This is a genomic window from Qingrenia yutianensis (assembly GCF_014385105.1).
Lineage (GTDB): Bacteria > Bacillota > Clostridia > UMGS1810 > UMGS1810 > Qingrenia > Qingrenia yutianensis.
On sequence record NZ_JACRTE010000001.1, the window covers coordinates 262,778 to 276,244 of the forward strand.

Sequence of the window (13,467 nt, forward strand, 5' to 3'; positions counted from 1 at the left end):
TTTGTGCCTACCCCTATCCTGCCTTATATACCGAAATATATAACGGTGCACCTCGGCGCGCCGTCATCAAATGCCGAAAACGTCACCGTGACGTTTCCCGATTATATAAAAAACGTAGCGTCAAGCGAAATTTATCCGACATGGAACGAATCGGCGATTACTGCAAATATTTACGCGCAGATTTCATTTGCCGTAAACCGCGTTTACACCGAATTTTATTACAGTCAGGGATATTCTTTCAACATCACAAATTCCACCGCTATCGACCAGAAATTTATATACGGACGGAATATTTTTGAAAACATAAGCAACCTTGTGGATGAAATTTTCAATTCATACATTCGAAGAATAGGCAATGCCGAGCCTCTTGCGGCAAAATACTGCAACGGCACGACTGTTACGTGCGACGGCTTGTCGCAATGGGGCAGTCAGTATCTTGCCGAGCAAGGACGCAATTCCGTGCAGATTTTGCGGTATTATTACGGAAATAACATCGAAATTGTGAGCAACGTACCGATTTCAAATGTGCGTATGTCGTATACGGCACCTGTTCGGCGCGGTGAATATTCGCGCGATGTGGCGGTTATTCAAATTGCATTAAACCGCATTTCCGAGGACTATCCGCTTATACCGAAAATCGCAGTTGATTCGCGTTTCGGCGAGAGCACAGAGCGCGCAGTGCGCACATTTCAGGAGATTTTCAACCTCACACTCGACGGAATTGTAGGCAAAGCCACGTGGTATAAGCTGATTTATTTATACACAGGTATGACCGGGCTTTCCGAGATAAATTCCGAAGGACAGAAATATTTTTCATCGTCGCTTGAATATCCCGACGCAATCGAGCTTGGCAACACCGGCGAAAAAGTGTATGTAACACAGTATCTTCTTCAGGCGGTTTCGTGGTTTTATCCGAACATTCCGACAGTCGAATTTACGGGACGTTTCAACGAAAACGACGTAAATGCGGTGAAGGAACTTCAAAAAATGTACTCACTTCCGCAAACGGGTGTTGTTGACGAAAAAACCTGGGACGTTTTGTATCAAACGTTTATCGGCATACGCGATGCGTTAAACAATGCACTGAACCCCATTGAAAAAGAAATAACTTATTTAAACAGTCTTAATTTAAACTACGGCGACGTAAACCGCGACGTGCGCGATTTACAGGAAAAACTCAACGAAATTGCCGAAACGCAAAGCGAGAGAATTATGGCAAACGGCGCATTTTCGCGTCAGACGTCTGCACGGCTTGCACAGTTCCAAAAGACAAACGGTCTGCCGCAAACGGGTATTTTGGACGCCGAAACATTAAGGCAGATAAACAGTGTCTACCGTCAGCTTATTTCGAACAATTCAATCGCACCGACGCAGTATCCAAAAGCGGAGCTTGGTATGGGCGACACCGACAACTGAAAGGAGAATTTTTATGCTTACAACACATTCGGCGGTTAACAAGCCGATAAGAAATGCACAGCATTTTTTGCGCCGTATATCGTATGACAATGACATTCCGCGCATTATTCCCGACGGAATTTTCGGCGCGCAGACGCAAAATGCGGTTATGGAATTTCAGCGCGTTTTTGAGCTTCCGCAGTCGGGAACTATAGATAATAACACTTGGAACAGTATATATTCCGCATACAAATCGACATTGAAAAAGTATGCCGAACCGTCAAAAACAAGCATTTTCCCGTCACCGCATTTTAAAATTTGCGGCGGTGACGAAAACGGCATTATATATGTAATTCAGGCTATGCTGACGGCTCTGGGCGTAAAATTTTCAAATATTCCCGAATTAGAAATAAACGGCAAGTTTGACCAAAACACTCAAAATGCAGTTACAGAAATCCAAAACACCGCAGGAATAAGACAAACGGGCGAAATTGACAAAGAAACGTGGGAATTTATTTCGGTTTTATTTGAAACGTTTATTTCGCACAATTACATAAATCCGCTCCAGAAAAACGGAAAATACATAATCCGAACGCCGTAGCAATATGTAAAGCCGACATAAAAAATGCCGGCTTTAATGATTATTTGCAGCAATTTGCCTCGTGCTTGTCAATGCCCACGCCCTCGCAGTCGATAGCCGCCGCGCCGACCTCCGCTTTTGCACCGAAAATAACGGGAATTTCAACCTTTATTTTCTGGCTTATCGTAAATTTGCAGATATTGCCGCAGCCACCTCTGCATTCGCCCTCGCCGGCGCATACAACGGGTGTGCCTACGTGTTTTATTTTCGGTGTCAAAACGTTTGCAAACGGTTTAATCGTAACAGGCACGCAAACGTCAACCTCCTGATAACCTACCGCAGGGCAGTTGTTTTTCGGTCTTTCAAATTCATTCATCGTATCTTCCCTCCTTTCTTTTGTGTCTGATATATACTATGAAAAAATGTCGGATTTTGTCACAAAATTTATTTTTTAAAGACAAACACCAACGCGCACAAAGCATCATATAATAATTGTATCGGAGGTGCTTATAATGCTGACTTTTTTGGGACTGCTGCCGCATATGTGTTTTCTGACGCTTTTTGTGACAAGCGCAAAAACCTTTAAAAAGCCGCTCGGCGCAAATGAAGAAAAGGAGTACCTTTTAAGATACAAAAACGGTGATGTTGAGGCTAAAAACATACTCATAGAGCGGAATTTGCGCCTTGTTGCGCACGTGGTGAAAAAATATTCCGAAAAGGGCGCCGAAACCGACGATTTAATTTCAATCGGCACAATCGGGCTGATAAAGGCGATTACAACGTTTGACCCGGATAAAGGCGCACGGCTTGCAACGTATGCAGCAAAGTGCATTGACAACGAAATTCTTATGTATTTCCGCTCGGAAAAGAAACGGAGCGGAGATATTTCGCTCCAGGAACCTATCGGAAAAGACAAAGACGGAAACGAGGTATCGCTGCTCGACAAGCTTTACGACGAGGACGCAGACGTTTTTGACAAGGTAGACTTAAAAATGCAGGTAAAACGGCTGTATGAATGTATGCGCAAACGTCTTGCAAAGCGCGAAAGCGCGGTTTTACAGCTTCGCTACGGTCTTTGCGGATATCTTCCTCTCACGCAGAATGAGATAGCGAAAAAACTTAATATTTCGCGCTCATATGTGTCGCGCATTGAAAAAAAGGCGCTTGAAAAAATGAAAGATTCGCTGTAATATAAAAATGACATTGCATATTTTTAATGCAATGTCATTTTTGTTTACATAACTAAATTACGGTAAACTATTTTGAGTAATTTCTGTATTTCGCAGGAGAGATTTTTTCGTATTCTTTAAAAAGTCTTGTGAAATACGTCACATTTTCAAATCCGAGATAGTCGCTTATTTCAACAATACTCATTGTGCCGCTTACGAGCATATCCTTTGCCATATCAAGCTTTTTGCGTATTCGGAACTGTATCGGCGAAAGGCCCGAATATTCTTTGAAAAGACGTCTGAAATACGCCGAGCTGACGTTACACATCTTCGCGACTTCTTCTATTGATTTTTCCTGTTTTATATCCGTTTCAAGATACTTTATTCCGTTCGCAATATATCTGTATCGGCTCACATCAAGTACAGTTTCTTTGTTTACAGTTGCGAAATATGAAAGAATTTTATATGATATTGCTTTCATTTCGGCGGTGTTTTTAATGGGACGGCTGTAAATGTTTAAAATATCGCAAAATTCTTTTTTTATAAATTCGCTGTCCTTGGGTGTAAAAACTTCAAGATTATCCGATAAGTAAAACTCCTTTCCGTCCTTATCCGAAAAGAGCAAGTTTACCAAAATACAGTCGACTTGCTTTTTGCCGTGACCGTAAAACTGCGAATCATATTCGCAAAAAGGCGGTAAAAATACGACATCTCCCCTTTTGGCATACTTTTTTTCACCGTTTTTAAGAGTATATTCCCCGTCACAGTCGTAAAAATAAAAAAATCCGTTTATCCTGCGCGGTTTTCCCACTGTAGAAAAAAACGCCCCCTCGCCCTGGCGCACCTGACCGTGAACAAGGCACGCGGTTATATTAAAATTTTCGTAAACAATATCCTCAAGCTTCTTTTCGTACACATTATCACCCCGTAAAAAATTACACATTCATTGTACCGCATATGTTTTTTTATGTCAACACATTTGTTGCGAAAAGTATAATTTTTGTTGCGAAAAATTTATTGTATTTATACAAAGTTTCGATATAATGAACTTAACAAATATTTTATTGGAGGCGTTCAATATGATTAACGTTACAGTGTGGAACGAATATAAGCACGAAAGAGAAAGTGAATTGGTTGCTAAAATTTATCCCGACGGAATACATATGGCAATCAAAAAAATGCTTGGCAGAAATGAAGAATTCAACATCAGAACTGCAACTCTCGATATGCCCGAACACGGACTTACAGACGATGTTTTGGATACAACCGACGTTCTTATCTGGTGGGGACATATGGCACACAATCAGGTTTCGGAGGAAGTTGCGGAAAAAGTAAAACAGCACGTTCTTGACGGTATGGGACTTATCGTTCTCCATTCTGGACATTTGAGCAAACCGTTCGTTAAGCTTATGGGAACCTGCTGCCGTTCAAAATGGAGAGAAAACGATGAAACCGAAAGAATTTGGGTTGTTGAGCCTGCCCACCCCATTGCAAGCGGACTTCCCGAATATATTGAAATTCCGCAGGAAGAAACCTACGGCGAGCGCTTTGAAATTCCTACTCCCGACGAGCTTGTGTTTATCAGCTGGTTCTCGGGCGGTGAAGTTTTCAGAAGCGGCTGCTGCTACAAACGCGGTTTGGGTAAAATTTTCTACTTCCGTTCAGGTCACGAGGGATATCCTATTTACTGGCGCGAGGATATTACAAAAATTCTTGAAAACGCGGTATACTGGGCAAAACCGAGCCACGGTCCCAAGCCCTCACTCGGTCATTATGATGCAATCGAAAATGTTAAAGACAAATTCGCCGGTATGGACGAATCTTTGAGAAAGCATACTTACATTAAAGATTAAGGAGTGTTAAAAATGGTAAGAGTTGGAATTATAGGTGTCGGCGGTATCGCGCGGAATGTGCACATTCCCCAGCTTAAAGAGTGCGCGGACGCTGAAATCACCGCAATTTGCGATATTGATGAAAACGCTTTGAAAAAAGTCGGCGACGACTTGGGTATTGACGAAAAATACCGTTTTAAAGATTACAAAGACCTCATTGCCTGCACCGAGGTTGACGCGGTTGAGGTTTGCACGCCTAACTATCTTCACGTTAAAATGGCGGCTGACGCGGCAAGAGCCGGTAAAAGCATAAACGTTGAAAAACCGCTCAGCGTAAGCCTTGCAGACACAAAAGAACTGACCGACGCTATCAAGGACACAAACGTTGTGAATATGATGTGTATGTCTTACCGTTTCCGCCCTGCGGTGCGTTTTGCAAAATGGATTATGGAAAACAATCTTATCGGCGATATTATTTCGATTAACGTTGAATATTTAAAATCCAGCGCATTTATGGAGGGCAGACGTCTTGACTGGCGTTTTGTCAAAGAATACGCAGGAACGGGCGTTTTGGGCGATTTGGGAGTACATCTTATCGACCTTGCAACCTTCCTTGCAGGCGATTTAAAGAAAGTTTCGGCGCAGACAAAAATCGTTGTTAAAGAGCGCAAAAAGCTTGACAGCGAGGAATATGCACCTGTTGAAACAGACGATTACTGCAGTTTTATCGGCGAAATGAAAAGCGGTGCGGTTGCAAACTTTATGATTACGCGCTGTGCTATCGGCAACGTAAACACTATTAAATTCGACGTTTACGCGACGAAAGGCGTTATTTCGTTCAACCTCAACAATCCCGAAGTTTTGGGCGTTTGTATCGGCGAGGTTGACGTTAAAGCGAACGGACTTCACACTGTTGACGTGCCGAAAGAGTTTTTCGTTAAACAGGAGCAGACGTTTATCGACCTTATCAACGGCAAAGAGTGCAAATATGCTCCGCACGTTGAGGACGGCGTTAAATTGCAGGGCGTTCTCGACGCAATTTGCAAATCGGCAGAAGAAGAAAAATGGGTTGAACTTTAATATTTTAACAAATTTTAGGGACGGTTTTATTCACCGTCCCTATTTTTTAATATATTTCCAAAAATCGCGCATAATATCAGTAAAAGCATACGAAAGGCGGATTTTGGAATGTATCTTTTAAGAATTGCGTCGACGTCGTTTGCGTCGATAATTGTGCTGTTTCTGCTGACGAAAATTATGGGAAACAAGCAAATTTCGCAGTTTAATATGTTTGATTATATAAACAGTATTACAATCGGCTCTATTGCCGCGGAAATGGCGACGGACGAGGTGCCCGACTTTTTTGACCCGCTTATTGCAATGGTGGTTTACACCGTCGTGGTCGTGGTTATCGCCTATCTTACGAACAAATCGCTTGCAATGCGCAGGTTTTTCACGGGAAAGTCGCTGATTTTGTATGACAACGGCACGCTGTACCGTCAGAATTTCGCAAAATCCAAGCTTGACATCAACGAATTTTTGATGGAATGCCGTCTTGCCGGGTATTTCGATTTGTCGCAAATTCAAACCGCGATTATCGAAGAAAACGGAAAAATCTCGTTTTTGCCGAAAGCCGGCGACCGCCCTGCGACGCCGACCGACTTAAACCTCTCGCCGAAACAGGACAAGGTTTTGTATTCGCTCATTCTCGACGGCGAAATTTTGTATAAAAACCTTTCCGCAATCGGCAAAGACGAAAACTGGCTGAAAAAACAGCTTTCGCTTAATAAGACAAAAAATGTTGAAGAAATTTTTCTCGCGGTGTGCGACGAATACGATAATTTTACTGTTTATAAGGCAAATAACGACGATAACAAAAACGATATTTTCCAGTAAAGAAAGTTAAGCCGTCTGTCAATAAGAAATCAAATTTTTCCTTATTGACAGACGGCTTTTTGTTTTTCTTGACAAATTTTAGTGTACGTGCTATAATTATAGAGCAATGTTCAGTATCGGGAGGTGAAATGATGGGCGGTCTTGTTGCATTGATTTGTTACATATTTGTTGCTTATGTATTTTTTACCGTTCTTTATTTTGTGGTAAAATCCGCAGTTAAAAACGCGATAATCGAAACACGTGAATAGATATAAAAATCAGCGGTTTTTCGTACCGCTGATTTTTCGTTAACCGTCAATTTTATAATTTACTTATAAAATCACCATTGCGCTAATGCCTGATTTTCGTGTACGGAACGGAGTCTTTGAAGAAAAGCTTAATAATCACATAAGCCGTGCTGATTATCCCCAAAAACGCGACAAACGGCGCTATTTTGCGCATAAGTTTTCGTTTCGCCGAGCCGAAAAGGCAGCCGATTGACATAAACGACGTGCAAAGAATGCCAAAGTCGATTATGTCGAAGCATTTAAGCCCGTTTTCGACGGTTATTGCCCACTCTTTAATTTTAACTTTCAAATTTTCCATAACTGTCCCTCCGTAAAAATTTATTTTATATCATATTAAAAAAGCTTAACTGACTGCTTTGCCTCATTCCCGAAAGACAGCCGTGCTTTTTCATAGTTTCGACAACTGTTTTGTTGACTTTTGCGCGTTCAATAAGGTCGTCAACGCACGAAAACGGCTCTTTTTTGCGCTCTTCAACAATGCTCAGCGCCGCATTTGTGCCAAGTCCCGAAATTGCGTTTAACGGCGGAACAATTCCATCCTCTTTCGGTATAAACTTAAACGCCTCGGAGGTGGAAATGTGTATCGGCAAAAACTTCAAGCCTCGGCAATACATCTCGTTGCATACCTCCAAAATCGTCAAAACGCCTTTTTCTTTCGCGGTTGCCTCGTTGCCCTTATCCGCGATAATTTTCATATTTTCAAGCACAACATCCCTTCCCTGTGCCATCATAGCCGCGTCAAAATCGTCTGCACGCACTGTAAAATATGTGCAGTAAAATTCTTTGGGATAATGCACCTTATACCACGCGATACGGTATGCCATTGTAACATATGCAACCGCGTGAGCCTTCGGGAACATATATTTTATCTTTTTACACGAGTCGATATACCAATCGGGAACGTTATTTTTGCGCATTTCAGCTTCCCATTCGTCGGTTATTCCCTTTCCCTTTCGCACGCTTTCCATAATTCTGAACGAAAGCGACGGTTCAACGCCGAAATCAATAAGACCGAGCATAATATCGTCACGCGTACAGATGGTTTCATTAAGGGCAGCAATACCGTTTACGATAAGGTCCTGCGCGTTGTTTAGCCAAACATCGGTACCGTGAGAAAGTCCGGAAATACGCACAAGCTCGGCAAACGTTGTGGGATTTGTGTCCACAAGCATCTGACGCACAAATTTTGTGCCGAATTCAGGCACCGCAAACGTTCCGACCGTGCTGTTTATCTGCTCGCTTGTAACTCCGAGCGCCTCGGTTGTATGGAAAAGGCTCATAGTTTCGGGGTCGGCAAACGGAATTTCACGCGCGTTTGTCTTTGTCAAATCCTCAAGCATTCTGATAACGGTCGGGTCGTCGTGACCGAGAATATCAAGCTTCAAAAGCTTACCGCTGATAGAATGGTAGTCGAAGTGAGTTGTAATAACACCGCCCGTTTTGTCGTCCGCCGGGTACTGAATAGGCGTAAATTCGTGCACGTCGCGGTTTCGCGGTACAATCATAACACCGCCGGGGTGCTGACCGGTCGTTCGTTTAACACCCGTACAGCCTTGAACAAGGCGGTTGATTTCCGCACCGCAGACGTGGATATTTCTCGCCTCGAAATATTTTTTAACAAAGCCGTATGCGGTTTTTTCAGCTATTGTACCGATTGTGCCGGCTCTGAAAACGTGTCCCTCGCCGAATATTTCCTCGGTAAACTTATGCGCCACCGGCTGATAATCTCCCGAAAAGTTAAGGTCAATATCAGGCTCTTTACCTCCGCCGAAACCGAGGAAGGTTTCAAACGGAATGTCGTGGCCGTCTCGGATATAATCTTCACCGCATTCGGGGCATTTTTTCGGAGGAAGGTCAAATCCGCACGAGATTTTGCCCTCTTTTATAAATTCAAGGTGCTTGCACTTCGGGCATCGGTAATGCGGAGGAAGTGAGTTAACCTCGGTAATTCCCGACAAAAACGCAACAAAAGACGAACCTACCGAACCTCGCGAACCAACAAGATAGCCGTCGCTCAACGACTTTTGCACAAGCCTTTCCGCAATGATGTAAAGCACCGCATAGCCGTTGTCGATAATAGACGAAAGTTCCGCGTCAATTCTGTCCTGAACGACTTTCGGAATGGGGTCGCCGTAAAGTTCGTGCGCCTTGCCGAGCGTTTTCTCGCGGAGTTCGTCATCCGCACCGTCGATAATCGGAGGTGCGGTTTCGTTAGGTACAGGCAGAATTTCGTCGCACATATCGGCAATTTTATTGGGGTTTTCAATAACCACCTCATGCGCCAGCGTTTCACCGAGATACGCAAACTCCTCCAGCATTTCCTCGGTCGTTCTGAAATACAGCGGCGCCTGGTTGTCAGCGTCCTCAAAGCCCTGACCTGCCATAAGAATACGTCTGAAAACCTCGTCCGTCGGGTTTAAAAAGTGAACGTCGCAGGTTGCAACGGTAATTTTATTATGTTTTCTTCCGAGGTCGATAATTGTTTTGTTTATGGTTTTAAGCGCCGCTTCATTCGGGACTCTGCCATTTTCAACCAAAAATCGGTTGTTTCCGAGAGGCTGAATTTCAAGATAATCGTAATATTTTACAATTTCGTTAACCTCGGCAAGCGTTTTGCCGTCAACAATGGCAGAATAAAGTTCGCCCGCCTCACAAGCCGAACCGAGAATAAGTCCTTCGCGGTACTCTGCCAAAAGGCTTTTCGGAACGCGCGGTTTTCCCTGGAAATGTTCCAGGTGCGACTTTGAAATTATGTGATATAAATTTTTAAGTCCGACCTGATTTTTGACAAGTATAATTGCGTGATAAGTCTTTTTGTGCTTTATAACCGAGTTTTTCGACAAATCGTGATTGATTTGGTTAACGTTTTCAATACCCTTTTCTTTGAGCATAGACATAAATTTCACAAAAATGTGTCCCGTAGCAGCAGCGTCGTCAACGGCGCGGTGATGATTTTCAAGACTTATGCCGAGATGCGCAGCAACGGTGTTGAGTTTGTGATTTTTTATATCGGTCAAAAGCGCGCGCGACATTGCAACCGTGTCTATAAAGCACGATTTAAACGGAATTTCAAGTTTCTGCGCCGCCGCTGTAACAAAGCCGACGTCAAATGTGGCATTGTGCGCAACGAGCGCACTGCCCTCTATAAAATCCATAAATTTAGGCAGAACAACGTCGATAGTATCGGCGTCCGCAACCATTTCGTCTGTGATAGACGTAAGCTCGACGATATTTTGCGGAATTTTGCGCTGAGGATTTACAAATTCGGAAAATCTGTCAACAATTTCACCGTTCACAACTTTAACCGCGCCGATTTCTATAACGGTGTCGTTAACAGGGCTCAAACCCGTGGTTTCAAGGTCAAAAACAACAAAACTGTCCGAAAGGTTTTTATCGCAAACGTTATAAACAATTTGAAGTTCGTCGCTCACAAGATAGCACTCGACGCCGTAAATAACCTTAATTCCGGTATCTTTCGCCGCTTTTGCCGCGTCGGGGAAAGCCTGAACGTTTCCGTGGTCAGTGACCGCAACTGCCCTGTGACCCCATTTTGCCGCTGTTTTAACAAGTGTCTTAACGTCGGTCATACCGTCCATTGCGGACATTTTTGTGTGCATATGAAGTTCGACGCGCTTTTCCTCGCTGTTGTCCATACGAACTTCTTTTTCCGCACGGTTTATATCCTTTGCAAAAATGACGTATTCTTTCATATAATCGTCAAATTCAATCCTGCCTTTAAGCTTTACATACGCGCCGTTTTTAACGTTTTCCTTAAGGTCGTTAAAGCGCTTTTCGCCCATAAACATTTTAACGTTGTACGAGCTTGTGAGGTCGGTAATGCAGAACGAAAAAAGAATTTTTCCGCTCTTCAAAACACGCGAATCAACGTCGAAAACCCCGCCCTCGATTACCGCATATTCAAGCGTATCTTTAACATCTTTTATCGGAATTGGTTTTTCAAATATAAATTTTCCGTATATAATCTGCGATTTGTCCGCATCCTCTTCGGGTATGTAATCATACGAAAAATGCTCGTGAACAGGCACAACAATCGGTTCAAACGAGCTTATAATTTCCTCGCGCGCCTTTTGATATTCCTCCTCGTTTGACAAGTCGTTAAACGCAACGTCAACATTTTTGGAAAACTGCGTTGCGATAAGACGCTTTATAAGAATGTCGCACTTTAACTTGTAAAGCATTGTCACTCCGCTTTTGCAGTCGATTTCAAGGTTGTTTGCACCCTCAAAATGCCATTTGCTCCCGTTTAAAAGCTGCTGTGCGCCGGGGCAAAGCGTGTTAACGTAAAACGTCAGATTGTCAAAAAGCACGTCCTGCTCGGCATCTGCAAGTTCCATATCGTATTTTATTTTGATGTTCAGTTTGTCAAACGGAAAATGCGACAAAACGTCGTTTTTGTAATTTTCTATAATTTTATAATCTATAATTTTATCGGAAAACAAAATAATTTCGGCGCTTTTTTGGTCTTTGTCGTAGTCGGCTTTCAAAATTTTAAGATTTTTAAGCTGAACAGGCACAAAAACGCCATCAAAAATTTCGTTTAAACTAACAGTTGAAGGTGACACTTTCTAAAATTCCCCCTCGGTATTTTTCACATATTCGTTATATACATCGCGTTTTTTCATATTGCGCAAAACCGCAACCTGTTTTATCGCGTCTTTTTTGTCAATCCTCTCACCGATAAGCGCGTTTATCTGCTCGGTTACCGAAATGTTTTCAAATTCTTCCGCTTTTTCCTCGCTTAATTCTTCGTAGCTTTTGCCCTCGATAACAAGCACAAACTCTCCTTTCGGCGGATTTTCGGTATAAAATTTCACCGCCTCAAAAAGTGTTGTGCGCTTAACCTCCTCGTGGATTTTTGTAATTTCGCGGACAAGTGCTATTTTTCTGTCACCGAAAACTTTCGACATATCATTGAGCGTACGCAAAAGCTTGTGCGGTGCCTCATAAAAAATAAGCGTGCGCGTATCGTTTTTAACCTCGTCAAGATGGTCTGCACGACTTTTTTTGTTGACCGACAAAAATCCCTCAAAAGAAAATCTGCCCGTCGGAAGTCCCGACACGATAAGTGCGTTTATAAGCGCCGCCGGACCGGGAACGGGAACGACGTCAACACCGTTCTCGGCGCAAAGTCTTACCAAATCTTCGCCGGGGTCGGATATTGCCGGCGTTCCGGCATCGGTGATTAACGCAACATTTTTGCCTTCCTTGATTTTCTCGATGATTTTTAGTCCCTTTTCGGTTTTGTTGTGTTCAAAATAGCTTGTGAGCGGTTTTGAAATTTCAAAGTGCGTGAGCATTTTAAGCGAATGGCGCGTGTCCTCACAGGCTATCAAGTCAACAGATTTTAATATATTTAAAGTTCTTATGCTTATATCCTCAAGATTTCCGATAGGAGTTGCACAAAGATAAAGCTTTCCGTATTCCATTCAGCAATTTTCTCCTTTGTAGAGGCGTTTCACCTCGTCTGTATATTCCCCGTTTTCACCGTATATCACAAGCGGTTTCAAAACTTTCAGCGCAGGTTTCGCACCGCTTATCCCCTCGATAAGAAAAAGTTTCGGCGCACTTTGCAAATATGAATGAACAAATCTTATGCGTTTCGGCTCGATTTTGTATTTGCGCATTGCGCAGATTACGTCGCACAAACGCTCGGCGCGGTGAACCATTGAAAAATAACCTCCGCATTTTAAAAGATAAGCGGAAATTTTTGCAACGTCATCAATGTTTATGGTTATTTCATGGCGCGCCAGTGCTTTTTTGTCGCTCGGACTTAAAAATCCCCAGTTTCCGTTCATATACGGCGGATTGCAGGTCACCGTGTCGGCGTATCCCGACGGCAGATGTTCCTTAATTCCTTTCGCGTCGCAGTTTATAAAATCAACGCGGCCGCATATACCGTTAAGCTCGGCGCTCCTTTTCGCAAGAAGGAACGGTTCTTTTTGAATTTCCACGCCGATAATCTTTTCGGCCTTTGTTTTTCCTGACAAAAGCACAGGAATAATTCCGTTTCCCGAACACAAATCAACAACCTTTGCATTAGGCTTGACCGTCGCAAATGCAGAAAGCAAAACAGCATCGGTGCCGAAACAAAAAAGGTCTGTATCCTGTATCAGCTTTAAATTTTTAACACCCAAATCGTCAATACGTTCCATTAAATAATCTCCACTTCAAACTTATGTATATTTTACAACATTTTAAAAATTTTTTCAATATAAAATACATTAAAACTTAAAAAAATGTAAAAAATAAGTGCGAAAGCAAAACCTTCGCACAAATTCTTTCCGAAT

The 13,467-nt window shown here is 42.8% G+C and carries 12 protein-coding genes; 6 read left to right on the forward strand and 6 right to left on the reverse strand.

The features are described from left to right. Positions 1-3: 3 nt before the first annotated feature. Positions 4-1,416: a peptidoglycan-binding protein gene (locus H8706_RS01165; protein ID WP_262431165.1), complete on the forward strand. Its 1,413-nt coding sequence runs from the start codon at positions 4-6 to the stop codon at positions 1,414-1,416. Between the two features lie 13 nt (positions 1,417-1,429). Then, a complete protein-coding gene (locus tag H8706_RS01170) occupies positions 1,430-1,996 on the forward strand; it encodes a peptidoglycan-binding domain-containing protein (RefSeq protein ID WP_262431166.1) in 567 nt (188 codons plus the stop codon). Positions 1,997-2,036: 40 nt separating this feature from the next. Here the strand turns inward: H8706_RS01170 and H8706_RS01175 are convergent, their stop codons facing one another. Continuing rightward, positions 2,037-2,351, reverse strand: coding sequence for a hypothetical protein (locus H8706_RS01175; protein WP_262431167.1), 315 nt, complete (start codon positions 2,349-2,351; stop codon positions 2,037-2,039). Positions 2,352-2,487: 136 nt separating this feature from the next. Here H8706_RS01175 and sigK point away from each other — a divergent pair, with 136 nt between their 5' ends. Next, on the forward strand, positions 2,488-3,165 hold the full coding sequence (gene sigK / locus H8706_RS01180; protein ID WP_262431168.1) for an RNA polymerase sporulation sigma factor SigK: 678 nt from the start codon (positions 2,488-2,490) through the stop codon (positions 3,163-3,165). Between the two features lie 67 nt (positions 3,166-3,232). On the opposite strand, the gene H8706_RS01185 is transcribed toward sigK, so the two are convergent. Then, entirely contained in the window at positions 3,233-4,060 is an 828-nt protein-coding gene (locus tag H8706_RS01185) for a helix-turn-helix domain-containing protein (protein WP_178348125.1), read from the reverse strand. Positions 4,061-4,223: 163 nt separating this feature from the next. Here H8706_RS01185 and H8706_RS01190 point away from each other — a divergent pair, with 163 nt between their 5' ends. The 3 genes from H8706_RS01190 to H8706_RS01200 all read left to right on the forward strand — a co-directional run bounded on the left by H8706_RS01190 (position 4,224) and on the right by H8706_RS01200 (position 6,872). Then, entirely contained in the window at positions 4,224-4,997 is a 774-nt protein-coding gene (locus H8706_RS01190) for a ThuA domain-containing protein (protein ID WP_262431169.1), read from the forward strand. 12 nt (positions 4,998-5,009) lie between these two features. Next, positions 5,010-6,056 (forward strand): Gfo/Idh/MocA family protein, encoded by a 1,047-nt coding sequence (locus H8706_RS01195; protein ID WP_262431170.1) that lies wholly within the window; start codon positions 5,010-5,012, stop codon positions 6,054-6,056. A 108-nt stretch (positions 6,057-6,164) separates the two neighbouring features. Continuing rightward, complete coding sequence (locus tag H8706_RS01200; protein ID WP_262431171.1) at positions 6,165-6,872, forward strand: DUF421 domain-containing protein; 708 nt, start codon at positions 6,165-6,167, stop codon at positions 6,870-6,872. Between the two features lie 330 nt (positions 6,873-7,202). Here H8706_RS01200 and H8706_RS01205 read toward each other — a convergent pair whose 3' ends face one another. The 4 genes from H8706_RS01205 to H8706_RS01220 are packed head-to-tail and all read right to left on the reverse strand — an operon-like array spanning position 7,203 to position 13,332. After that, the gene (locus H8706_RS01205) at positions 7,203-7,457 is read right to left on the reverse strand and encodes a hypothetical protein (RefSeq protein WP_262431172.1); all 255 of its coding nucleotides are present in this window, start codon (positions 7,455-7,457) and stop codon (positions 7,203-7,205) included. 25 nt (positions 7,458-7,482) lie between these two features. Continuing rightward, a complete protein-coding gene (locus H8706_RS01210) occupies positions 7,483-11,742 on the reverse strand; it encodes a PolC-type DNA polymerase III (RefSeq protein WP_262431173.1) in 4,260 nt (1,419 codons plus the stop codon). Positions 11,743-11,745: 3 nt separating this feature from the next. After that, positions 11,746-12,606, reverse strand: coding sequence for a 16S rRNA (cytidine(1402)-2'-O)-methyltransferase (rsmI, locus tag H8706_RS01215; protein ID WP_262431174.1), 861 nt, complete (start codon positions 12,604-12,606; stop codon positions 11,746-11,748). Beyond that, positions 12,607-13,332 (reverse strand): tRNA1(Val) (adenine(37)-N6)-methyltransferase, encoded by a 726-nt coding sequence (locus tag H8706_RS01220; RefSeq protein WP_262431175.1) that lies wholly within the window; start codon positions 13,330-13,332, stop codon positions 12,607-12,609. Positions 13,333-13,467: the final 135 nt, after the last annotated feature.

Excerpts from the sequence above, each read along its gene's own strand:
- H8706_RS01170 (WP_262431166.1), top strand. The coding sequence starts at position 1,430 with ATGCTTACAACACATTCGGCGGTTAACAAGCCGATAAGAAATGCACAG.
- H8706_RS01175 (WP_262431167.1), bottom strand. The coding sequence starts at position 2,351 with ATGAATGAATTTGAAAGACCGAAAAACAACTGCCCTGCGGTAGGTTAT.
- sigK (WP_262431168.1), top strand. The coding sequence starts at position 2,488 with ATGCTGACTTTTTTGGGACTGCTGCCGCATATGTGTTTTCTGACGCTT.
- H8706_RS01190 (WP_262431169.1), top strand. The coding sequence starts at position 4,224 with ATGATTAACGTTACAGTGTGGAACGAATATAAGCACGAAAGAGAAAGT.
- H8706_RS01195 (WP_262431170.1), top strand. The coding sequence starts at position 5,010 with ATGGTAAGAGTTGGAATTATAGGTGTCGGCGGTATCGCGCGGAATGTG.
- H8706_RS01200 (WP_262431171.1), top strand. The coding sequence starts at position 6,165 with ATGTATCTTTTAAGAATTGCGTCGACGTCGTTTGCGTCGATAATTGTG.
- H8706_RS01205 (WP_262431172.1), bottom strand. The coding sequence starts at position 7,457 with ATGGAAAATTTGAAAGTTAAAATTAAAGAGTGGGCAATAACCGTCGAA.
- rsmI (WP_262431174.1), bottom strand. The coding sequence starts at position 12,606 with ATGGAATACGGAAAGCTTTATCTTTGTGCAACTCCTATCGGAAATCTT.
- H8706_RS01220 (WP_262431175.1), bottom strand. The coding sequence starts at position 13,332 with ATGGAACGTATTGACGATTTGGGTGTTAAAAATTTAAAGCTGATACAG.